The organism is Oceanicaulis sp. UBA2681, from assembly GCF_002354675.1.
Taxonomy (GTDB): Bacteria; Pseudomonadota; Alphaproteobacteria; order Caulobacterales; family Maricaulaceae; genus Oceanicaulis; species Oceanicaulis alexandrii.
This window is the reverse complement of sequence record NZ_DEMB01000001.1, coordinates 54133-77330: the sequence shown is the minus strand read 5'-3', so window position 1 is coordinate 77330 and position 23198 is coordinate 54133. Positions and strand designations below refer to the sequence as shown.

The 23198-nt window shown below is 62.6% G+C and carries 18 protein-coding genes and 1 tRNA gene; 8 read left to right on the top strand and 11 right to left on the bottom strand.

What is annotated here, in order from left to right; translation table 11 throughout:
- Positions 1-167 precede the first annotated feature (167 nt).
- Complete coding sequence (locus tag B3M53_RS00415) at positions 168-1100, bottom strand: Gfo/Idh/MocA family protein (RefSeq protein WP_273020221.1); 933 nt, start codon at positions 1098-1100, stop codon at positions 168-170.
- Positions 1101-1187: 87 nt separating this feature from the next.
- Positions 1188-2177 (bottom strand): KpsF/GutQ family sugar-phosphate isomerase, encoded by a 990-nt coding sequence (locus B3M53_RS00410; RefSeq protein ID WP_273020220.1) that lies wholly within the window; start codon positions 2175-2177, stop codon positions 1188-1190.
- 179 nt (positions 2178-2356) lie between these two features.
- Here B3M53_RS00410 and gpmA point away from each other — a divergent pair, with 179 nt between their 5' ends.
- From gpmA to B3M53_RS00390, 4 genes are all read left to right on the top strand, one after another.
- Complete coding sequence (gene gpmA / locus B3M53_RS00405) at positions 2357-3076, top strand: 2,3-diphosphoglycerate-dependent phosphoglycerate mutase (RefSeq protein ID WP_273020219.1); 720 nt, start codon at positions 2357-2359, stop codon at positions 3074-3076.
- Positions 3077-3082: 6 nt separating this feature from the next.
- A complete protein-coding gene (ribD, locus tag B3M53_RS00400) occupies positions 3083-3670 on the top strand; it encodes a bifunctional diaminohydroxyphosphoribosylaminopyrimidine deaminase/5-amino-6-(5-phosphoribosylamino)uracil reductase RibD (RefSeq protein WP_273020218.1) in 588 nt (195 codons plus the stop codon).
- A gap of 100 nt (positions 3671-3770) precedes the next feature.
- Positions 3771-5069 (top strand): pentapeptide repeat-containing protein, encoded by a 1299-nt coding sequence (locus tag B3M53_RS00395; RefSeq protein WP_273020217.1) that lies wholly within the window; start codon positions 3771-3773, stop codon positions 5067-5069.
- Between the two features lie 76 nt (positions 5070-5145).
- Positions 5146-7203, top strand: coding sequence for an NAD(+) synthase (locus tag B3M53_RS00390; RefSeq protein ID WP_273020216.1), 2058 nt, complete (start codon positions 5146-5148; stop codon positions 7201-7203).
- A gap of 150 nt (positions 7204-7353) precedes the next feature.
- Here the strand turns inward: B3M53_RS00390 and B3M53_RS00385 are convergent, their stop codons facing one another.
- The gene (locus tag B3M53_RS00385) at positions 7354-7824 is read right to left on the bottom strand and encodes an Hsp20 family protein (RefSeq protein WP_022700475.1); all 471 of its coding nucleotides are present in this window, start codon (positions 7822-7824) and stop codon (positions 7354-7356) included.
- Positions 7825-8106: 282 nt separating this feature from the next.
- On the opposite strand from B3M53_RS00385, the gene B3M53_RS00380 reads away from it, so the two are divergent.
- Positions 8107-9075 carry a class I SAM-dependent methyltransferase gene (locus tag B3M53_RS00380; RefSeq protein WP_273020215.1) on the top strand — a complete coding sequence of 323 codons (969 nt, stop codon included), beginning with the start codon at positions 8107-8109 and terminating at the stop codon, positions 9073-9075.
- A gap of 53 nt (positions 9076-9128) precedes the next feature.
- Here the strand turns inward: B3M53_RS00380 and hisN are convergent, their stop codons facing one another.
- The 3 genes from hisN to B3M53_RS00365 form a co-directional block, all read right to left on the bottom strand.
- Positions 9129-9932 (bottom strand): histidinol-phosphatase, encoded by an 804-nt coding sequence (gene hisN, locus B3M53_RS00375; RefSeq protein ID WP_273020214.1) that lies wholly within the window; start codon positions 9930-9932, stop codon positions 9129-9131.
- Positions 9933-9960: 28 nt separating this feature from the next.
- Entirely contained in the window at positions 9961-10353 is a 393-nt protein-coding gene (locus tag B3M53_RS00370; protein ID WP_022700478.1) for a helix-turn-helix domain-containing protein, read from the bottom strand.
- Between the two features lie 168 nt (positions 10354-10521).
- Positions 10522-11394, bottom strand: coding sequence for an N-formylglutamate amidohydrolase (locus B3M53_RS00365; RefSeq protein WP_273020213.1), 873 nt, complete (start codon positions 11392-11394; stop codon positions 10522-10524).
- Between the two features lie 146 nt (positions 11395-11540).
- On the opposite strand from B3M53_RS00365, the gene cpdR reads away from it, so the two are divergent.
- A complete protein-coding gene (gene cpdR / locus B3M53_RS00360; RefSeq protein WP_022700480.1) occupies positions 11541-11909 on the top strand; it encodes a cell cycle two-component system response regulator CpdR in 369 nt (122 codons plus the stop codon).
- A gap of 83 nt (positions 11910-11992) precedes the next feature.
- Here the strand turns inward: cpdR and B3M53_RS00355 are convergent, their stop codons facing one another.
- Together B3M53_RS00355 and B3M53_RS00350 are read right to left on the bottom strand one after the other, a co-directional pair.
- A complete protein-coding gene (locus tag B3M53_RS00355) occupies positions 11993-14020 on the bottom strand; it encodes an alpha/beta hydrolase family protein (protein WP_286799437.1) in 2028 nt (675 codons plus the stop codon).
- Positions 14021-14209: 189 nt separating this feature from the next.
- Complete coding sequence (locus B3M53_RS00350; protein WP_273019794.1) at positions 14210-17122, bottom strand: TonB-dependent receptor plug domain-containing protein; 2913 nt, start codon at positions 17120-17122, stop codon at positions 14210-14212.
- A 339-nt stretch (positions 17123-17461) separates the two neighbouring features.
- Here B3M53_RS00350 and B3M53_RS00345 point away from each other — a divergent pair.
- A tRNA-Val gene (locus tag B3M53_RS00345) sits at positions 17462-17538 on the top strand.
- Positions 17539-17657: 119 nt separating this feature from the next.
- On the opposite strand, the gene B3M53_RS00340 is transcribed toward B3M53_RS00345, so the two are convergent.
- From B3M53_RS00340 to motA, 3 genes are all read right to left on the bottom strand, one after another.
- Entirely contained in the window at positions 17658-18512 is an 855-nt protein-coding gene (locus B3M53_RS00340) for a WecB/TagA/CpsF family glycosyltransferase (RefSeq protein WP_273019785.1), read from the bottom strand.
- Positions 18513-18856: 344 nt separating this feature from the next.
- Positions 18857-20758, bottom strand: a complete 1902-nt coding sequence (gene mnmD / locus B3M53_RS00335; RefSeq protein WP_273019783.1) for a tRNA (5-methylaminomethyl-2-thiouridine)(34)-methyltransferase MnmD — start codon at positions 20756-20758, stop codon at positions 18857-18859.
- Positions 20759-20826: 68 nt separating this feature from the next.
- Positions 20827-21693 carry a flagellar motor stator protein MotA gene (gene motA, locus B3M53_RS00330; RefSeq protein WP_273019781.1) on the bottom strand — a complete coding sequence of 289 codons (867 nt, stop codon included), beginning with the start codon at positions 21691-21693 and terminating at the stop codon, positions 20827-20829.
- Between the two features lie 218 nt (positions 21694-21911).
- Here motA and B3M53_RS00325 point away from each other — a divergent pair, with 218 nt between their 5' ends.
- Positions 21912-23198, top strand: a complete 1287-nt coding sequence (locus B3M53_RS00325; protein ID WP_273019779.1) for an MFS transporter — start codon at positions 21912-21914, stop codon at positions 23196-23198.

The following is a 23198-nucleotide window of genomic DNA, read 5'->3' as shown; positions in this document are numbered from 1 at the left end:
TCATACTCCCGAAAGCCGGTCGGCGTCACGAACGCCTCGGTTTCATAATCCCAGGTGTTCGGCTGAAGATCGGTGCGCATTCTCATCCCCTTTGCCGGCGCGGCCTGCGGCGCGCCCACGTTCATTTCAACTCTGCCGCGTACGGAATTAGCAAACAAGTGTGACGTCTACTGCGCCGCCATCGCGTCTATACGCTCAGCGAACCGCACGGCGGCGGCGCCCGCTTCACCGGGCGCGGCAGGACCGTCCGCCCGCCCCAGTACGGCATCGACAAAACGCGCCACATTCGCGCCCAGCGGGTCGCGGCCTTCGGGCGTGTCCATGTAATCGGGATTGAGGTCAAACCCGGTGGTGTTGTTGAAGGTGCGCGCCACGAAATCGATCTCGATGACGCCGCTGTCATACTCCACCACCATGCCGCGGCGACGGTCATCGGCGATGCGGCTGGCCTTGAGGTCAAGCGCGGCGCCGTTCTCAAAGCGCGCCTCGATGCTGACCTCGTCCAGACTGTCGCTGCGCTCTGTCTTGCCCTCAACACTCAGTGTTTCGGCCTCTGACTGGCCGATCAGGGTCAGGGCGAGGTCCAGGTCATGCACCATCAGATCAAACGTCACCGAAATGTCGGTGCTGCGCCCGCTCCACGGCCCTTCGCGCCAGGCGGTGATGCGCTTGGGCGGCGTCTGGATCGCCGTCAGCCCCATCACGTCAAAGACCAGGCGTTCCTGGTGCCCGCAGGTCAGGACCAGATCATGTTCAGCCGCGAGCGCGACCAGACGGTCCGCCTGCTCACCGGTGACGGCGAGCGGTTTTTCAATCAGCACCGGCTTGCCCGCCATGAGCGCTTTGGCGCCCATCTCGGCATGGGTGACGCCCGGGCTGGCTATGGTGACCACGTCCACAGCCTGCAAGAAGGCGTCGAGATCGGAATACGGCGTTGCGTCATGCGTATCCGCCAGCGCCTGCGCCCGCTCCGCGTCCGGATCAAAGATCGCCGTCAGCGTGGTGTCAGGGTTCTCGACATATTTGCCAGCGTGATAGCCGCCAAAAACACCCGCGCCGATAACACCTGCGCGCAAGGGAGAGGTCGCCGTCTTGGTCATGGAGATGCCCTGTCATGCTGAAGGCTGAACGGTGTGCGGTGTCATAAAACGCGTTTGGGCCGGAGGCAAAGGGCTGTATCGCCGCGCCTAGCTGACGCCGGCGCGCAGAAGATCGTGGATATGCAACAAGCCCACAGGCTTGCCCTGATCGTCGCACACAAAGAGCTGCGTGATCTTGCGGTTCCCCGCCGTCATGATCCGCAGGGCGTCGGACGCCAGCGCACCGGGTTTGGTGGTGACCGGGCTGGCCGTCATCACGCTTTTCACCGATTGCTCGATCAGGTCCGGGCCCATCTTGCGGCGCAAATCACCATCAGTGACGATGCCGGACAGCTTGCCGTCGCCATCGGTGACGCCGATACAGCCGAACCCTTTCTCGCTCATCACGATCAGGGCGTCGCCCATGCTGGCAAGCTCGGGCGCGAGCGGTATGGCGTCGCCGGCGTGCATCAACTCATCCACGCGCGCCAGCGCAGAGCCCAGCGCGCCGCCGGGATGAAACCGAGCGAAATCGCTCGCGGTGAAGCCCCGCGCCTCGATCAAGGCCACCGCCAGAGCGTCGCCGAACGCCATCATCATCGTGGTCGAGGTCGTGGGCGCCCGGGTCTCTCCGCACGCTTCCGGCGCCTTGGGACACAGCAACACCACGTCAGACCCCTTGGCCAGAGTAGACTCCGCGCCCGCTGTCATGCCGATCAGCGGCACGCCGAACCGGCGGCAATAAGCGATCAGATCACCCAGCTCTTTGGTTTCGCCGGAATTTGACAGCGCCAGCACCGCGTCATCCGCCGTGATCATGCCCAGATCGCCATGGCTGGCTTCAGCCGGGTGCACGTAAGAGGCCGGGGTGCCGGTGGAGGCGAGCGTGGCGGCGATCTTGCGCGCCACATGGCCCGACTTGCCGACCCCTGCGCAGATCAAGCGCCCCTTGAGCCCGCTGATCACGCGCACAGCCTCGACGCTGACGTCGTCCAGCGCGGCGCTCAGTTGCGCCAGGCCGTCCTGTTCAAGGCTCAGGGTGCGGCGCATGGCCTCCAGGATCGGGGCGGTTTGCAGAGCGGTTGCGGACGGCGTCATGGTCCAATCTCTCGGGCTGGCCCGGCACAAATCCGGGTCTGGGGCGTCTGGGCGCCTCCTGTACCAAGCCGGGCGCAAACAGGCTAGACGCGGATGCGTCTGCAGATGGGCTCGACGGACAGGCGGTAAAAGGGGTAAACCGCGCGCCACAACAGTCTGTCCGTCAAAGGAACGCCATCATGACCCGTCTTGTCCTCACCCGTCACGGCCAGAGCGTCTGGAATCTGGAAAACCGGTTTACAGGCTGGGTGGATGTGGACCTCACCGACGAAGGCGTCAAACAGGCCAAGCGCGGCGGTCAGCTGCTGGCTGACGCCGGTTTCAAACCTGACTTTGCTTGCACCTCGGTGCTCAAGCGCGCCATCCGGACTTTGTGGTTCTCCCTCGAGGGTGTCGACCGGGTCTGGGTTCCTGTCGAGAAAACCTGGCTCCTGAACGAACGCCATTACGGCGCGTTGACGGGCCTGAACAAGGCGGAGACCGCCGCCAAGCACGGCGAAGAGCAGGTGAAGATCTGGCGGCGCTCCTATGATATCCCGCCGCCCGCGCTGGATGGAGATGATAAGCGTCATCCGCGCTTTGATGATCGGTACGCCAAGCTCGATCCGGCGCTGCTGCCCGGCACGGAGAGCCTGAAGCTGACCCTCGACCGGGTCGCGCCCTATTTCCACAACACGATCGCGCCAAAGATCAAAGCGGGCGAAGACATCCTGATCTCTGCGCACGGCAACTCCCTGCGCGCGCTGATCAAGATGCTGTTTGACGTCTCCGCCGACGACATCGTCAAGGTCGAGGTGCCCACGGGCAACCCGCTGATGGTCGAGCTGGACGGCCTCAAGCCGACATCCGCACGCTATCTTGATGAAGACCGCGCCCAGCCCCTGAGTTTTGCGGATTAAGACCGGATGAGCGCGCGCCCGGTCAGCGTCGAGGATTTGCGCTACATGGATGTCGCGCTGGCGCTGGCCTATGCCCGGCTGGGCGCCACAGCGCCGAACCCGTCCGTCGGCTGCGTCATCGTCAAGCAAGGCCGGATTATCGGCGCCGCCGCCACCGCACCGGGCGGTCGCCCCCATGCCGAACCCCAGGCGCTGGCGCAGGCGGGTGACGCCGCGCAAGACGCGAGCGTTTACGTCACGCTGGAGCCCTGCGCCCATTACGGCCAGACGCCGCCTTGCGCCGAAGCCCTGATCAAGGCGCGTCCCGCCGAAGTGATCATCGCCTGCCGCGACCCGTTCGAGCATGTGGCGGGGCGGGGCGTCGCCATGCTGGAAGACGCGGGCATAGACGTTCTGGAGGGCGTGCGGGAAGCGCAGGCTCTGGCGATGAACGCCGGATTCTTTCACAGGCTGAAGACGGGACGGCCCTTGCTGGCGCGCGATTTGCGGCCCGCGCTTTTCGACGCAGATCTGAGCCTTGAGCCGGGCGAAAGCGTCGATATGGCGCTGGATCGCTTCGGCAAAGCCGGCCTAACGCGGATCCGGCAGGTGTAAAAACGTCCACGGCGCGCTTTGCGACAAGATAGCGTTAAGAGGACTGCGTCCACACTACGCCTCTCTGGGCGCGTGCGCCCGTACCCGCAACGGACCGCAGATGATCGGCAAGCCCATCCAGTATCAGCCCATGAGCCAGCTTGAGGTTGATGACGCCTGTCGCAAGCACGAGTTCTTGATGAACGGGCGCATGGGCGGCGCACGGGCGAACTTCTCCTACAAGATTCTCAAAGGCCTGGATCTGTCCGGACGCAATCTCGCCGACGCTGATCTGTCCGGCGCCATTCTGGAAGGCACCAATTTCTCCGGCGCCAACCTGACCCGCGCGACCATTTTCGCCGCAGATATGCGCCAGGCGAACCTGTCGGGCGCCGTGCTGCACCGGGCGGATATGCGCGGCGTGATCCTGCGCGGCGCGGACCTGACCGGCGCCGATCTCAGCCAGGCCGATCTGCGCGAAGGCGCCATCGCCCAGGTGGATCGCGAAAAAGGTCTCGCCGTCATCACCCATGAACAGCGCCCCGGCGAAGCCAGTGAAGCGCGCTTCAAGGGCGCAAACCTGTCGCAGACCAAGATGACTGGCGCCGTCGCTCAGTCGTCTGACTTCACCGACGCCGTTCTGATCGGCGCGCGCCTGACCCGCGCCAATCTGCGCGGTTCGCGCTTCCCCGGCGCCAATCTGCAAGGCGCCGATCTGTATGGCGCCGATCTCAGCGATGCGGACATGCGTGATTGCGTACTGATCGGCGCGAAGACGGACATGGCCCAGTTCCAGCGCGCCAATATGGAAGGCGCCTTGCGCGACGCGCCGCCGCCTGAAATCGCCGATCCGGGCGGGGAGACGGCCAAGGCGCTCGACCGTCACGCAAGATGGTGCGAAACCGGCGGCGCGGAGGGAGAGCCCTCCACGTTTAACGACAAGGATTTGCGCGGCCTGAAATCTCTGGCTGGCCGGAACCTCACCGCGCTCCAGGCGCGCAACGCCATTCTCTACGGCCTCGACATGGAGGGCGTGGAGCTGCAGGGCGCGAAACTCTCTGGCGCGGATCTGCGTATGGCCTCGCTGCGCGGCGCGGACCTGCGCGGCGCCGACCTGAAAGGCGCCAAGCTCAACAACGCCGATTTGCGCGAAGTGCAACTGGGCCCGCTCGTCCTGCCCAATGACCGGCTTCTGGCCGCCTCTATCGCCGAGGCCTGCCTGCGCTACGCGGATCTGTCCGGCGCCGATTTGCATCATCTGAACGCTGAAGGCGCGGACATGTCCTTTGCTCGCCTTCATGGCGCAGACGCCCGCAAGGCCGTGTTCACGCGCGCCCTGTTCACCGGCGCAAAACTGGGCGCGAACTTCACCAAAACGGTCGAAGACCTGACGGACGCGATCGACATCAACGCCGCCTGAGTGGACGTTTCCCCCGTCAGCCGATAAATACTCATCCTGAGCATAAGGGGCGCGCGCCCCTCTGACTGGTGACCTGATGACCGCTTTCACGAATATCTATCGCCATGGCTTCGCCCGGATTTCAGCCTTTGCGCCCGAAGTGCATCTGGCCGATCCCCTGCGCAACGCCGAGACCCTGATCGGGCTGGTGCGCACCGCCCATGAGCGTCACGCCGCCGTGGCGCTGTTTCCCGAACTGGGGCTGACCGGGTACTCGGTGGATGACCTTCATCACCAGAACGCGCTTCTGGACGCCTCAGAAGCCGCCGCCGCCCGGATCATCGAAGCCAGTGAAGGTCTGCGCCCGCTCATCTTTTTCGGCTGCGCCCTGCGCAGCGCCGGGCAGTTGTTTAACTGCGCGCTCGCGGTGCAGAACGGCCAGCTTCTGGGCGTCGTGCCCAAAAGTTATCTGCCCAATTATCGCGAGTTTTATGAAAAGCGCTGGTTCGCTGACTCCTCGAGCGTGATCGAGGACACCATTTCGGTCGGCGATCATGTGGCGCCGTTCGGAACCGATTTGTTGTTTGAAGCGCTGGACGCGCCGGGCCTCGTGGTCCATGCGGAGATTTGCGAGGATTTCTGGTCGCCCATTCCGCCCAGCCTGTATGGGGCGCTGGCGGGCGCGACCGTCATGGTGAACCTCTCCGCCTCAAACGCCACCATCGGCAAGGCCCGTGAACGCGCCGCCCTGTGCGACGCCCAGTCTCGCCGCACCCAGGGCGCCTATATCTTCTCGGCCGCCGGAACCGGCGAATCCACCACGGATCTGGCCTGGGACGGCCAGCTTCTGGCCTACCAGCAAGGCGATCTCATCGCCGAGGGCGAGCGCTTCCTCAACGATGCGCCGGCCACGCTTTTCGCCGATATCGACCTTGACCGCATCACCTCTGAGCGGGCGCGCCTATCCACCTGGCGTGACGCCTGCGCCCGTCATGCAGACGAGTTGCGCAGATTTTCGCGCATCGGCTTTTCGCTAGACCCAGACCTTCAGGCCGACATCCCGCTACAGCGGGAAGTCGCGCGCTTTCCCTTCGTGCCGAACGACGCCGCCCGGCTCGATGAGGATTGCTATGAGGCCTATAACATCCAGGTTCAGGGACTGGTCCAGCGCCTGAAGGCGACCGGCATCAAGACCGCCGTGATAGGCGTGTCGGGCGGGCTTGATTCAACGCAAGCGCTGATCGTCACCGCCCGCGCCTTTGACAGGCTGGGGCTCGACCGCTCCGGCATACTCGCCGTCACCCTGCCCGGTTTCGCCACGTCGGCGGGGACGCGATCAAACGCCCTGGCGCTGATTGAGGGCCTGGGCGCCACCCATCGCGAGATCGACATCAAACCCGCGGCTGAACGCATGCTGGCCGATCTCGATCATCCCTATTCAGACGGCGCCAATCAGTACGACATCACCTTTGAAAACGTGCAGGCGGGCTTGCGCACCGATTATCTGTTCCGAATGGCCAATCATGAAGGCGGGCTGGTCATCGGCACAGGCGATTTGTCCGAGCTGGCTCTGGGGTGGTGCACCTATGGCGTCGGCGACCATATGAGCCATTACAATGTGAATGGCGGCGTGGCGAAAACCCTGATCCAGCATCTGATCGGATGGGCCGCCCGGCGCGAGGAATATGGCGCGGCGGTTTCAAAAGCGCTGCTGGATGTTCTGAACACTGAAATCTCGCCCGAGCTGATCCCGGCCGGCGAAGACGGCGCCATCCAGAGCACGGAAGACGCCATCGGCCCCTACCCGCTCAATGATTTCTTCCTGCACTATGTGGTGCGTCACGGCTTCAGCCCCGCCAAAATCGCCTTTCTGGCGGAAGCCGCCTGGAGCGACGCGGAGACCGGCCACTGGCCGCCCCATGTGAGCGCGGCGGACAAGCGCGCCTTTGACCGGGCGACGATCCTGCATTGGCTGGGTGAGTTCGCGCGGCGCTTTTTCGGGACCAGCCAGTTCAAGCGCTCTGCGGTTCCCAACGGCCCCAAGCTGACCTCGGCCGGCGCCCTCAGCCCGCGCGGAGACTGGCGCATGCCCTCTGACAGCAGTGCGAAAGTGTGGCGTGACGCCGTCGCCGCCCTGAAGGACGAAATTCTCTGACATAAAAAAGCGGCGCTTCGTCTTGAGAATGAAGCGCCGCCAAAGTCTAAATCAGGGGAAGGTCGTCAAAGAAAGTGCGGCCCGATCAGCCAGACGCCGACAATCGGGGGGAGGGACGACGCACGTCCGTCCGACCGGGCCTTGTCTCGGCTAGGCGGCGTCCGCCTTGTTCGCCGAGATGAGTTTCGCATCCGTCTTGCCGTTCACGGCGATCCGGCGAGGCTTCTTGGCCTCGGGAATCTCCCGCTCCAGACGGATGGACAGCAAACCGTTCGCAAGCGAAGCATCCCGCACCTGGACATGGTCCGCCAAGTGGAAGCGGCGCTCGAATGAACGCTCCGCGATGCCGCGATGCAGATAATTGCGATCTTCCGCATCCTCAGCCGGGATGCGTTTGCCGGAAACGGTCAATACGTTTTCCTGAACCTGAAGATCCAGATCGTCTTCACCGAAGCCGGCGACGGCCAGCTCGATCCGGTATTCATGCTCGGACAGCTGCTCGATATTGTAAGGCGGGTAGCCGCCCGAAGGCTCCAGCTTGGCCGCGTTGTCGATCATGTTGGCCAGACGGTCAAATCCGACAATCGTACGGTAAAGCGGGGTGAAATCAGTGGTACGCATGGTGTCGATCCTCCTTGGAAGCGATCGGGCCCTCGCAAGGGCTGTGTATGTTTCAAGGTCCGCCATCCAAACCGCCCGCCTGTTGCAGCGCGGCCTGTCCGGCAATCCGTAAAGCCCCGTTTGGCGGCCTTACCCTAAGAGAATTGGGAAAGCGGATCAGGCCTCGCAAGAGGGGGAAAGCATTTTTTTCAAACTGGCGTCCTGAGGCGCGCGAGCGCCATTGTGGCGCGCATCGTTATCCCATTATGATCAGCTCAATTATGGACAATCCGGAGTGAGCCCATGACACGTCTGACCGCCCTACTATCCGCTGCTTCCGCCCTCGCCTTCCTGACGGCGTGCGGCGCGCCTCCCGCTGAGGACGATATGACCGCGTCTGAGCCATCCGCCGAAATGGCTGATGGCGGCGAAACCGCGTTGACCGAAGATGACATGGCCGCCGACGAAGCGGCGATGATGGAGGAAAACCGGCCCGAAGCCGGCACCCTGGCCTGGGCGATGAGCGGCGAGTGGCGCAGCGAGGAAGACCAGGCGCGTGACCCCTATCGCCATCCGATGGAAACGCTGGAATTTTTCGGTATTGATCCGTCCTGGCGCGTGATGGAAATCTGGCCTGGCGGCGGCTGGTACACTGACATTCTGGCGCCCTGGATCACAGCCAATGGCGGCCAGTACATCGCTGTCTGGCCCGACATTCCGGCCGACAATGAACGCGCCGTCGCCTTTCAGGCGCGCTTCGTGGAAAAGTTCGACGATCCGCGGTTCGGCGATGTTGAGCTCGCCACCTTCGACGGCGAAAGCGGCCCGCTGGGCGAGCCTGGCTCAGTCGACGCCATCGTGACCTTCCGCAACACTCATTCCTGGATGGGCCGCGGCGCGGCGGAAAAAGCCTTCAGCGACTTTTATGACGTGCTCGCCCCGGGCGGCATTCTGGGTCTGGTGCAGCACCGTCTGCCGGCAGACCGTGTCCAGGACCCCCGCGCCAGCACCGGCTATGTACAAGAAGACCTCGTCATCTCCATGGCCGAGGAAGCGGGCTTTGAACTGATCCACAGTAGCGAAGTCAACGCCAATTCCATGGACACGGCGGACCATCCGTTTGGAGTATGGACCCTGCCGCCGGTTTCGCGTTCATCCGCCTTTGGCGAGCCTGCGGACCCTGAATTTGACCGCGCGCCCTATGACGCAATCGGTGAATCGGATCGCATGACCCTGTTGTTCTTCAAGCCTGAAGGTGATGCGGGCGAGTAAGCCTGACACAGCGCCGGCCCGGATCAATCCGGGTCGGCGTTTTCTTTAACGGATCAGAGCGCTGCGCCCGCAAGCTGCTCGAGCGCCTGGGCGTGCAAAGCCCGATTGGCGGCAGCGATCAGCTGGCCGCCTTCATGAGCCGGTCCGCCGCGCCAATTGGTGATGACGCCGCCCGCCCCGCTGACCACGGGTATGAGAGCGCCCACATCCCAAGGCTTCAGCCCGCTTTCAATGACCAGATCCACACCGCCCAACGCCAACGCTGCATATCCGTAGGCGTCCAACCCGAAACGCCGAACCTTCGCGCTTTGCGCGATCTGGGCGAACGCGTCAGCTTCGGCGCCGGTAAACAGGCCCGGATCGGTGGTGGACACGATGGCGTCTTCGACGCGCAGCACGGAGTCGCGGGTCTTCAGAGGCTCGCGTCCGCTCGCATGGTCAATCCACGCGCCGCGACCAGACACGCCGCTGAAACGCTCCCCCGTAAACGGTTGATCAATGATAGAGAGCAGCGGGCCGTCGGGGCCGTATAGTGCAATGAGCACGCACCAGGTCGGCAGGCCCGCTATGAAAGCGCGCGTGCCGTCAATCGGATCCAGAACCCAAGTATGACCTGAACGGCTCGGAGTTTCAGCCTGCTCCTCGCCCAGCACGCCGTCTTCAGGACGCCATTGAGCCAGCAAGGCGCGCATTTGCGCTTCGATCGCCCGGTCCGCTTCGGTGACGGGATCAAATTCAGATGCAGGCTTGGCGTCGACGCTCAGCCTGGTCCGGAAATGTTTCAGAGCTATAGGACGAGCGGCGTCCGCCAGTCGAGCAGCAACCGCCAGCTCTGCGTCCATATCCAGATCAGGCATCAGTCTCTCAGTTTACACAGACCTGAGATCAGGCAGCGCTCTCGCCACGAGCATCAGGGTCCAGGGACCGCGCTAGCTCGAGCAGGCGACGGCGCGGACGCTCATTGAGCTTGTAGTATGCTCGAACGAGATCCAGCGTTTCCTTTTGCGACAGCACGTCAGCAGCGACGTTCTCGCCTTCCGGAGCCGCAGACTCGCCAGAGCCTTGCAGACCTTCGTAGAAATATTGAACCGGAACATCCAGCGCTTCTGCAAGCTCGAACAAGCGCGATGCGCTCACCCGGTTGGCGCCGCTCTCATATTTCTGAATTTGCTGAAAGCGAATGCCGACAGACTGCGCGAGCTGTTGTTGCGTCAGGCCCAGCAGACGGCGGCGACGACGGATACGCTTTCCCACATGATGGTCAATTGCATTGGTCATTGTGAAAACCCTCGATCAAACTTTCTGTTGCGACTCCCCCGTCATCACCGCAACACGACACTTCAATGACTGTTGAGATATGCCACACTCATCTTCGCGTAGCAAGTGAACGCAACAGCACAAAACTCTTCAGAGGCAAGACGTTTGAAATATGCTTTCCAAAACACTTCACTCTGCTGCAAGTCTACCTGAGTGTTCTGTAAAAACCATGGACTTAGTCCATTTTATCAGGCGCTCCTTCAGGCTCTCCATACGCGCAGAGGGCCGAACTTCAACCTCTCGCAAATACAATCCGCGATTGATTTCCAGTTGCATCACATGAACGCCGCTGACGGGGCGCCCATAATGCTCGGTCGTATACCCCCCTGCATACGGACGGTTCCGGGTTACCGTAAACCCGAGTTCTTTAAAATACGATTCTGCATGATTAACGAGGTTTCGACCGCAAGACGCACCGAACCGGTCCCCCAGAACCATGTCCGCACCGCGGGCGCTGGAGGACGGCATGGAATGGCAGTCAATCACCACGGCATAGCCGAACCGCTCAGTGGCGGCATGAATTTCTGCTTTCAATGCAAGGTGGTAGGGGCGGTAATAGCGGTCTATCCGACGGCGCCCTTCCGCATAGGCAATCAAGCCGGGATGAATACATCGCCCGTCTGCGGCCAGACGCGGCACCACGCCCAGTCCCGCTGAGGTGCGCGCATTCGGTGCACTGAACCCCTGCTCTGGCGCGCAGTCAAACAAGCGCGCATCAAGCTCGTCGGGTCCTCGGTTGGGATCCACGAAGGCCCGCGCGAAAATCGCTTCCACAAAACTGGCGCCGAGAGCCGGGACATGAGCGAACAAGCGATCGACATAGGCGTCCTCAGACCGGCGCAAGACCGAGAGCGGCGCGCTCGCCTGGTCAAGGAAGTCCTTTTCATATCGCCGCCCTGAATGAGGGGAAGCGAAGATGAACGGCGAAGTCCGCACCTCCGGTGCGTGGACAATCACCGGATCCTCTATCGGGCCAATGGTATAATCATCAACGGACGTCATTTCGTGATTGTCATCGCTGTGCGAGCCAGGTCAATGAGACATACGATGCACTGAGAAAAAACCTGCATCCGGGTTCATGCGTTCAGCGGACTTTTACGAGTTCACGCTAGCGTCGATACCGGTGGACAACAAACAAGGGGGCGGCGATGGCCCGCATTCTGCTCGCAGAAGATGACGATTCCATGCGTGACTTCCTGGCCAAGGCGCTCAATCGCGCCGGTCATGAGGTGGACGCCGTAGCCGATGGCGAGGAAGGTCTGGACGCGCTCGGGGAAGCCCCTGGCGCCTATGAGCTGCTGCTCACGGACATTGTCATGCCCGGCGTTGACGGGATCGAGCTGGCGCGCCGCGCTGCTCAGATCGATACCGGCCTGAAGATCATGTTCATCACCGGCTTCGCCGCCGTGGCCCTCAATGCCGGCGAAGCGACGCCGAACCAGGCGAAAGTGCTCTCCAAGCCCTTCCACTTGCGGGACCTCGTGGACGAAGTCGCCAAGGTGATGGCGGCGGCCTGAGCCCCACCGGCAGCCTAGAGACACAAAGAAGCCCGCCCCGGCATTCCGGGGCGGGCTCTTTATTATCGTGACTTGAGGTCAGATTAGAGACCGCCAGGGCCACAATCTTCTTCAAGATAGGTTTCCATGGCGCTCAGCATGGTGCGGAAATGGCGCGGATACCAAGGCAGGCTGTGAGGCATGTCTTCGATCTGCACCAACTGCGCCGGCACCTGACTGCGCACCGCATTGTAGAAATCCACAGAGTGGAACATCGGCACGCGAACATCCCGATCCCCATGGAACAGCAGGATCGGAATATTGGCCTTGTCGGTGTTGTTCATCGGGTCCATGCCGCCAAGCGTCCGGCCTTGCAGAACGCGCTGGATGAAGCTTTCGCTCCAGTTGTTCTGAATGCGCGAAAGATTGCTCACGCCAGCGCCGGCGATCGCACACTGATAGGGGCTGTTCTCACGAACAACCGCAGCGATCGCGGCGAAGCCGCCATAGGAATACCCCATGATCGCAATCCGATCGGGATCAGCAATGCCTTGTTCGACCAACCAGGCTGCGCCGTCATCCTTGTCATCCTGCATGGCCTGGCCCCACTCATTGTCGCCCGCGAGCCAGAGCTCACGACCCACACTGTCAGAACCGCGATATTGCGGGCGTAGAACCGCATAGCCGCGCGAGGTGAAGAACGGCACCCAGCCAGACGCGTCCCAACCGCCGAAGTCGCGCGCCCAGGGACCGCCATGCGGGTGGATGATGGTGGGAAGCGGCGCATCGCCTTCTTCCCAACCTGCAGGCAAGTCGAGGATGGCCGGGATCTGAAGGCCGTCACGGGCCGCGTAATACACCCAGCTTTGCTCGCCGACGTTTTCGCTCTCGATCCAGGGACGCGAAGCGCCAAGCTGCTGAACTTCAGACTGGTTGCGCAAGAGATAATAGGTGGGCGGATTGCTTGGGCTCTCGGTGGAGAACAGCACGATGTCATAGCCATCCGAGTAGTCCATAATGCTGACTTCCAGATCCGGGAAAGCCGCTTCAAGACCGGTCTGGATGGCGTTCATCTGGTCATCCACCCAATAGGTGGTCGGCGTCAGGCCCAGATAGGTGAAGCCCATGACTTCGCCAAAATTGCTCGGCTGATTGCCGAACACGATATTGGACACGTCAAAGTCGGGGTGCGCCATCAGCGCTTCGCTGTCGAACTCACGCGTGCTGAGGTCATACAGATACACCGCCGCTTTATCAGAGAAACGGTTGGTGATGACGTACGCGAACTGCCCGTCATCGGTGAAGCCGACCAGATTGAGCGTATAGCGGTCGCCGATCTGGGTATCGAGCGCCGTATGATGCTCGAATTCACCAGTCTGTTGGTTCTTGATCAGCGTCCGGATTTCAAAGTCGCCCCCCTCTGAGGGTTGAACCTCGTTACGAACAAGCAGTTCGCCGGTACGGCTGCTGAACAGCGCGGGAGCCGAGCCGCCGCCACCGCTCGTGATCAACTCGCGCTGACCGGTGCGCAGATTGTAACGGTAATAATTGGACTGGAACGAGACCTGATTGGTCTGGTTGATGATCACATGCTCAGGATCAAGCGGCAGCGTGTTGACGATGCCGGCGGTCCCCGCCAGCTCGAAACAGCGCAAGGTCGCTTCACTGACTCCGAGCGTGCGGCCGCCGCTGGCGAACGCCTCTTCGAAATCATCCTGTGAGACCGACGTCAAATAGGGTTTGGTCACAAATGTGGCCGTAGAGCCTGTTGCACGACCCTCACCACAGCCCCCGAGACGTCCTGTCCACTCCTGGCGGCCGATGACGAAGATGCTGTCAGCGCCAAGTGCGGTGGTCGCCAGGAACTTCATCCTGTCACCGCTGGGCGTCACCACCGGAGGCGCAGACGGGTTGTCGAGATCCCACGTCGCCAGCGCCGTATCCTCATTATTGGACCCGGGCAAAGCGATGATGGCGGACAGCGCAGACCCCTCAGGGCTCAACGAGATAGACTGGATATTTGGTATACGCGCAAAGTCGTCGATCGGAATCGGCTGCGCGGTGACCTCACCATAGGCTGGTGCGAACGTCGTCATGACGAGCGCGGCCGAGAGCGCCGCTTTCTTCAACATGACTTTCTCCCCTACTTGATACAGCTGGCATCCGGTGATCGGCCAGCACAACCATAGTTTAAGTTTGTCTGTGCTTCCGGCAAGGGTTGAACGCCGTTCAACCACGCTGGAGGCATTAAAAAAGAAGGGCGGCGCAGTGCGCCGCCCTTCCCTGTCTGGTTCGCAGACATAGGCCTGCTGTCCCTGTCCTTAGAACGTCTTGTTGAGACGAACGAAGGCGGTGCGACCACGAAGGTCGTACTGGGAACCGCTAACCGGAACATTGCCACGACGTGCAACGGAACCGGACGAAAGCGTCGGGGGATGCTCGTCGAACACGTTGGACACGCCAACCAGAACCGACCAGGTCGGCTGCTGATACAGCACGGAAGCATCGTGATAGATGACCCGTTCAGCTTCGATGTCACGGATAGCATCGGCGCCGAAATACGTCGTCTCGCGATCAAAGAAGCCTTCTTCGGACACTTCTGCGACGTAATCCATGAACCAGGATGCGGTCCAGTCACCACGCTGGAACGCCACGCGAGCGTTGCCAACGAATTCCGGGTAACCGATACGGCCCGTGAAGTCCGTAGAGTCAAAGCCCGATTCCAGAGCCGGATCGAACAGCTCTTCCACGTTTTCAAACGTGAACGTGCCTTGGCCTTCCAGGATCAGATCACCGAAATCAAACTCGTGATCGTAACGCACGGTCACGTCCACGCCTTCGGTGCGCTGCTTGTTCACGTTGATGTAGGAGTCGCGAACTTCGGTGATGGCGAAGGCGTCATTGCCGCCGGTATCGCCGTTACGGTCAAACAACGTACAGAAGTTGTTCGGGAAGTTGTTCGCATTATAGCAACCGGACACGATGGAGCCGGAACCCAGCTGGCTGATCTGGTTGTCAACCTGGATTTCAAAGTAATCCACGGCGACGCTCAGGTTCAGATCGGTCGGGGTGAACACCGCGCCAATGGTCAGAGCTTCGGAGGTTTCTGGCGTCAGCACGCCATCGCCACCGCCGGTCAGGACCGTTGCAGAGCTCGGGCCGCCAGCGAAGTCAGCGGGAATGCCCAGAGCCGCACAGTTCGTACGGATGTTGTCGTTGTTGCTCTGACCCCAGTCAACGCACGGGTCGATAGCAAGCTGACCGACGAAGGAAGACTGGTTGCCGAGGAACAGCTCGTAGAGCGCCGGAGCACGGAACGAGGTGCCCTGCGTGGCCCGCATGCGGAGCAGCGGGTTGATCTGCCAGTTCAGGCCGACCTTGTAGACCGAGTCGCTGCCCGCAGAGTCGTAATCAAAGACACGACCGGATGCGTTCAGGGTCAGTTCTTCAAAGAGCGGCTGGCCCGCCAGGAGCGGCACTTCGATTTCGGCAAAAGCCTCAACCACAGTGTCTTCGCCCGCGGTGACCTGAGCCGAAGTAGAACCCCAGAGGTCGCCGTTTCGCGAAGCTTCAGACGGCTGATCGTCGATGGAGAAGGTGCGGTATTCCGCGCCCAGCACCAGGCCGACCGGGCCGGCCGGCAGGGTGAACATATCGCCCGTCACGTAACCGGTGACAGTGGTCTGCTCATAGACGGTGTTGCCGAAGTTCTCCACGCCGACGGCGTCAACCAGCGCGTCGACCTGATTGCCAGCCAGCATGTCAGGGGAGAAGTAGTCGAGAACCGGTGCGTCGTCGTCAAAACGCACGTCGCCCGAACGCTCGGCGGAAATGCCGATGCCGCCATAGTCAGCGTCGGAACGCGAATAAACCGCATCCAGAGCCCAGTTCCAGTCAGACAGGAAGCCCAGGCCCGCGCCGAAGCCGCCGTCAAGGCCGGAAGCGAGCGAGTAGTAGTTCACTTCCACTTCGCTGTTGGACGGGAACAGCAGAACCGGCTGTGCGATGCCCGATGCAACCGGAGTCACATAGCCCGGATCATTCGCATAGGTGTAGGTCGGTGCGAAAATAGAGGTCGCGCCGCCGGTCAGCGGGAAGAACTGGCGCCAGCCTTCAGAGGTCGTCTTACGGTAGGAGTACAGGAACTCGGTGTTCCACTCGATGCCGTTGAAGATCGTGAAGTTGGACTGCGAATAGAAGCTGAAACGCTCTTGCTTGTTGATGGCGTCTTCAGTCAGCGCTTCCGGCGTGTTCAGAACGTCTTCGTAGAAGGCTTCGCCGCCAGCATCGTCATAGCGGCCATTCTGGCGCGGGCGGTAGCCCGGAACATCGCCAATCGTCACGCCATCGGGAGACGGAATGTAGCGGGTGCCGAAGATCGCATCGATGAAGGTGTTGAAGTAGATGTTGTTACAACCCGACAGCTCGGTGCCCGCCAGGATGGAGCGGTCTTCGCGGTCGATGTTGTTGCCTTGCGGATCGGTATAGCCGTCACGCGGGCAGGACAGGTAATCGCGGTCGCCGATGGACAGGTCTTCGCGAAGACCCCACTCGGCGGCCAGAACCACATTGCCGCTGTCGAAGTTCAGGCCATAGGCGCCAGACACTTCATAGGTCTCGCCACCGCTTTCGAACGGCGCGTTGTACTGTGCGGTGACAGTCGGCTCATCGACGGAGGTCAGGGTGATGAGGTTGACCACGCCAGCCACGGCGTCAGAACCATAAACCGAACCTGCGCCGTCTTTCAGGATTTCAGCACGCTGCAGGATGGCGGTCGGAATCACGTTCAGGTCGAACGCGCCGACCTGGCCACGGGAACCGGCCGGACCCGGACGGCGGCCGTTCAGCAGCACCAGCGAACGCTGGGCGCCAAGGCCACGCAGAGACACGGAGTTGATGCCGGTGCCGCCTTCGACGACGAAGCCGCCGAACTGGTTGTTGAACTGCACTGAACCGGCGGCCACAGAGCTGCCCTGGATCAGTTCAGCCGTATCCACCATGCCCTGCAGGGCGGCGGTTTCAGCGTTGATCACCTGGATCGGCGACGACGAGGTGAACTCGTTGCGACGCAGGCGCGAACCGGTGATGACAACGCGGTCATCGCTGGCTTCAGCCTGTTCTTCCTGCTCTGAGGTTTGCTCGGCTTCTTGTGCAAAAACCGGTGCGCCGCCCATGGTCAGCGCCGCAACGCCAGCCAGAACGGTCGAGCGCAACAGGCGCTCTTTGTTAGTCATGCTCACGATCGTTCCCCTTCGGATTTGAACCCCGCATAAAAAAGCAGGGACGGTACGCGCTATTGTTATGCGCTTGTCAGGTTTTCTAGATCAGGAATGCGTTGGGTCAAAGGGCCGGATCACAGATTTGACACACTTTAGAAACGCTTTCGCCATGCATGTTGCTTTTTTGCAATGTTCTATTCCGATGCAGAGTTGCGCCACTGGCTCGAAAGCGGAAGAGCTGCAAAACAATCAGCGAGCGGCAGCCTTGCCAATTGACACCAGCAAGCCCGCCGACTTATTACGCGTCCTCTCTCGACGCCCCTGGGGCGGACAGAGCCTATGGCGAGCCATAGCGGGCGCGTAGCTCAGTTGGTTAGAGCACTACGTTGACATCGTAGGGGTCACAAGTTCGAATCTTGTCGCGCCCACCATTCCCTACCTCTTCTTCAAGACAGACAGACCACCCAATCCGCCGCGCCTTTTGGTCCGTCGGACGTCTGGCAGCGCGAGCAGCGCCGCCAAGGGTCATGACTTGAGCGTCAAACAGGCGTCACAGCCGCTCGAGGAGTCGCTGTTCAAACGCCTGGACGCGCTTTCGATCCCGACGCCAGCACCACCACAAAAAGACGATGCGCGAGCCGTCCACCAGATAGCGCTTCCACATCCGGCGCGGCTGCTCGGCCAGACGGAACAGCCATTCCAGGCGCAGGCTCTGCACCCATTTCGGCGCACGACGCGCCTGACCGGACAGAAAATCGAGCGAAGCGCCGACGCACAGGCCGACCCCTGTGCAATCGCCGCGTTCCAGACAGGCTTCGGCCACCAGCTCCTGCTGGGGAGATCCCACGCAGAGGAAGGTGAAGCGCGCCGGATTGTCAGCGACGAAGGCGGCGCACTCTGCAATCGCGTCGGGTTTGTGGCGCAAGTGCATGGGCGGCTGATGCCAGCGCACATCCTTGAGCCCGTAGCGCGCCTTCAATCCGGCAATGACGGCGTCATTGCCGCCAATGATCACAATGGGCTCATCCGGCTCGATCACTTGCTCGAACACGGCCGCCGTCAGGTCGGCGCCGGTGGTGACGTCCAGGGCTTCGCCAGACAGCTCGGCGATCAGCTCCAGCACCCGGCTGTCGCACACGGTCAGCCACGCCTGGGCGTAGAGATGCGCCAGCACGCTTTCGCGCTGCAACCGCACCAGATGGTCCACATTCGGCGTCACGACAAAGGCGAACGGGTCCTTTGCAGGGCGCTCCGCCACGCGCTTCAGCGCGGTGTCGAACGCAATCCGGTCAAACGCCGCATTCAGGAACCAGATATGCCGCGCGCCCTGACGCCGGTCATCACCCGGCCAGGACATCCCGGAGGACAGGGAAGCGAGCTTCTTGGAATCAAGGTGGGCGGTCATGCGTGCCGAAATGCTCCAGCCAGAACTGCGTTCAAATTCTAGGAGCAAATTCGGCGCCGCATCCAACAGCCGGTCAGGCTGCATCTAACAGGCACACACACAAACCCGAGAGAACGCCCGTGTCCCATTACGACCGCATCCTGGCCCTGGCGGTCGGGTCTATCGCAGCCGGCGTCCTGCTTGTGGGCGGGCCTGCCGCCGAACAGCGATCGCGCCATCCGTCTTTGCAACTGCAAACCGGACCGCTGACCGTCCAGTTGGGCGGGCCGCGACTAGCCCGAATCAAAACGGTCCCGAATTGCCTGGAGCAACCCTGTCCGCTGGTGGCTTTATCGTTTGAAACTTCAACCCCGGCGCAAGGCGCGCCACAGCAACCGCGCCGGATGCAGGCTTGCCAGCCCGGTGCGCTCCATCGGGGATGGCTCGTTGCAGATCGCGCTGACGAGCGCCTCGGCGAGCAAGGGCGCGTGTGCGAACCCGCGCGCCCCGAACCCGCCTAGCACCATCAGCCCGGACGGGTTCAGTTCCGTGCGTTCTGGTGCAGGGCCGCCCTTGGCGTGACCGCGCCAAACCTCTTCAAAGCCCCGCGGCGCCAAAGCGCCCGCCAGCGGCAGACGATCCGCGACCGCAGCGCGCACGCCCGCCCAACCGCCCAGGCGCGCGCCCAGCGTCACAGGGCCTCCCGGCGCCTCCGCCGCCAACGCCCGAAGCGCCGCTTCAGCCTCGTCCTCTGAGTCCGGCTCGGCGCGCTTCACATGGGTCGCCCCCACCATCAACGCCTCGTCCAGACGTGCCGCGTAACCGCCCCAGGCGGCGGGCGCGCGCAGATCAAAGCCGCTCTCAAACACCGCCAGCTGACCGGCGGTGGGCTCCAGCGTCAGCCCCTGCCCCGCCAGCAAGGCGTGTTGCTCCCAGCCCCCCGCCAGGATCACGCCGGCATACGGGCCGAAACCCTGACCTGTTTCATCCTGCAGCCGCCAGCCGCCCGACACTGCTTCAAGCCCGGTGATCCGCCCGTCCTGTACCGCCGCATGGCTCGCCAGAGCCGGAACAAGACGCTCAGGACGGAACTGCCCACCTCCCTCCATCCACAGCGCGCCCGCTTGGCCGCCCAGTCCGCTGCGTAAAGAGGCGGCGTCCGTGTCCAGAAACGTGAAATGGTCATCAAGCGCCTCCGCCAGCCGGGCCAGACGCTCTGCGCCCGACGCGTCTTTGGCCAGCCGTGCCACGCCTGTCGCTTCAAACCCCTCAAAGGCTCCAAACATCACGCGCGCATAGTCAAAGGCGGCCAGCAAAGCGCGGTTATGCGGCCGGTCAGACAGCTCCAGACGCGGCGTCAGCAATCCGCGCGGCGCGCCGGAGGCGCCGGACGCCCAGCCTCCGTTCGCGAACACATCGACAGACCGTCCGCGAAGCCCGAACGCTTTGACCAGACTCGCCGCCGCCACGCCGCCGCCAATCACGGCGATCGGACCATCTATGGGCGCAGGATCGGGAAACGGAGTCGGCGCACTTGCGGGCTGCCCCCCCGTGAAGATCGCTTCCAACCGTTCGCGCTTGCGGCCGAAGCCCGGCTTCTTCTCGACGCTGAACCCCGCCGCCGCCAAACCCCGGCGCACGGCGCCCGCCACTGTGAAGGTGACTGCGGGCGCGCCTTTCGCGCTTAAACGCGCCAGCTCGGAGAACAGATCGGTCGCCCACATGTCGGGGTTCTTGGCCGGTGCGAACCCGTCCAGAAACCAGGCGTCGGCCTCGAACCCCATGTTGGGCAAGGCGGTTTCGGCCAGGTCATGAAACACGGTCAGCATGACGCGACCGTTTTCAAAGACCCGCCGATGCGCGCCTTTGTGCGGGCTGGGCCAGACATCGGTGAGCTGATCACTCAGGGTTTGCAGTTCGGGGAAGGCGGACAGCGCCCGCATCGCGTCGGATTTGCGCAGCGGGAAGCCTTCAACGCTGACAAAGTGAAAGCGCGCGTGCTCCGGCGCGGTCTTCACAAACAGATCCCACAACGCCAGGAAATTCAGGCCGGCGCCAAACCCTAGCTCCCCCACGATCGTGGGACGCGTCGTATTGAACCGCTCAGGAAATCCCGCCGCCTGCAAGAAGACCGAGCGCGTTTCCGCCAGCCCGTCCTCCGCAGAGAAGTACACATCCCCCGCATCGACAGCCACAGGGCCGGTTTCCGCCCAGTCGAGCACAGCGTGAGGGCGTTTGAGCCCGTGAGGATCGTTTGCTTCAGTCATGACAACGCCCGCCATGGCCAAAGACCAGGGCGGGCGCAAGGGGAAATGTCGCTGGGGAGTGTTCGGACCTAGATCGTCGGCGCGTTCGAGCTGGCCTCTTCCAGTTCAGCAAAGCTCGGCTGGAAAGAGCTCGGCACGCTGCCGCGTCCGATCTCGACGGAGATCTGGGCGGCGTTGCCGTGCAGGTGCGCCACCAGAACCGCCTGGATGATCTTGTAGAACGCGCCTTCTTCTTCATAGATCTCGTTTAGGCGCGCCGCGAACGGCCCCACCAGGCCATAAGCCAGGAACACGCCCAGGAAGGTGCCCACCAGGGCCGAGCCGATCTTGGCGCCCAGCACGGTCGGCGGGGAGTCGATCGCGCCCATGGTCTTGATGATGCCCAGCACCGCCGCCACGATCCCCAGCGCCGGCAGGGCGTCGGCCATGCTTTGCAGGGCGTGGGCCGGAGTGGCGGCCTCGTGGTGGTGCTTCTCGATCTGTTTTTCCATCGCGTCTTCAACCTGGTGGGGGTCTTCCAGGTTCATCGTCATCATCCGCAGCGTGTCGCAGATGAAGTCGATGGCGAAATGGTCCTTCATGATTTTCGGGTAGGCGGAGAAGATCGAGCTGTCGTGCGGGTTCTCGATATGAGATTCCAGCGCGATGACGCCCTTGGTCTTCATGGTCTTGGTCAGCTGAAACAAAAGCGTCAGCAGGTCCATATAATCCTGCTTGCCCCATTTGGGCCCCGAGATGAGCTTGGCGAAGTCGGCGCCGGTCTTGGTGACCGTCGAAAAGGCGTTACTGATCAGGAAGGCGCCGATCGCCGCGCCCATGATCATCATCAGCTCGAACGGCAGCGCCTTGATGATGATGTCGAAGCTGCCGCCGGCAAGCGTGAAGCCGCCGAACACCATGCCGAACAGGACCACAATCCCGATAATCTGAAACATACCCACCACCCGTTCTAGGTTCATTGAAGACCCGGCGGCTCCTGCCGCTCTGTCGCCTTCAACGTCCGATTTCGGGACGGTTATACGCGCTGATGCTTAAAGCCCGGTTTTCAAGCCGTTAGGAGGTGGGAAAGACTCTGGGGTCTGACGGCGCGCATAGCGGACCTGCTCTCATAAACATGGACGGGCGACGAGCGCGGGCCTAAGTCTGTAGCCACATGACCCCTTTATATGATCCCGCCAATCCATCGAGTGAGCAGACGCGGCGTCGCGCCTTCCGGCTTCTGTTTTTGTGCCTGATCGCGACCTCGATCGGCAATTCCATGCTGTTTGCGATCCTGCCGCCGCTGGCGCGGGACCTTCAGGTGGACGAGGTGTTCGTCGGCGCGATCTACACGGTGTCCGCCCTGTTGTTTCTGATCATGAGCCCGGTCTGGGGCGCCCTGTCGGACCGTCATGGGCGCCGTCCGCTCATTGTTTTCGGTCTGTCCGCCTTCGCGGCATCCTGCCTGGTCTTCGCTGCGGGCGCCTGGGCCGGTCAGGTGGGGCTGTTGCCGCCCCTGGCCGCGATTATCGCCATGGCCATGGCGCGCTCGATCTTTGGCGGGCTGGGCTCGGCGACCAACCCCGCGGCGCAAGCCTATGTGGCGGACCGCACCGAACCCGCCGAGCGCACCCGCGCCCTGTCGAGCCTGACGGCGGCGTTTGGCCTCGGCACGGTGATCGGACCGGCGCTGGCGGGGTTTTTCTCTCACCGGATCGGCATTTCCACCTTCATGATCGCGGTGGCGGTGATGGTGGCGGTCGCGGCGGTGTGCGTGCGCCTGTTCCTGCCCGAGCAGACGCCGCCGAAGAAAAAAGGGCGCCCCATCAATCCGCTGGTGCAGTTCCAGTTCGCGGGCGATCCGCGACTGACCGCCTTCATGATCTATGGCTGCGCCATGTGGATGGCCCAGGCGGCGAGCCTGCAATCACTGAGCTTTTACATCATGGACCGGCTGGGCATGGACGCCGCAGGCGGGCTGCAGCTGGGCTCCATCGCGCTGACGGCAGGCGCGGCGGGGCTGATTTTCGCCCAGCTGGTGGTGATCCCGGTGCTGAACACCAGCCCGCGCGTGCTGATGGCCATTGGCGCGGTGATGGTGGTTTTGGGCAATGTCACCATGGTCTTCGCGCCCGGTTATCTGGTCATTGTGATCGGCTATGTGTTCAACAGTTTCGGCTTCGGCCTCGCCCGGTCCGGCTTCACAGCCGGCGCATCGCTCGCGGTCGAGCCCGAAGAGCAAGGCCGGGCGGCGGGGCTGACTACCGCTACGGCGGGGGTGGGCTTCATGATCGCCCCGATCACCGGCTTGTGGCTCTATCAAAGCGTCGCGCCCGCGGCCCCGTTCGAGCTGAACGCCGCGCTCGCCGTGGTCGGCTTCGCGCTGGCGCTGCTGCATCCACGCGTACGGGCGGCCGACGCGGTTCTGACCCCGGCCGTCGAGGATACGCCGCCCGCTTAA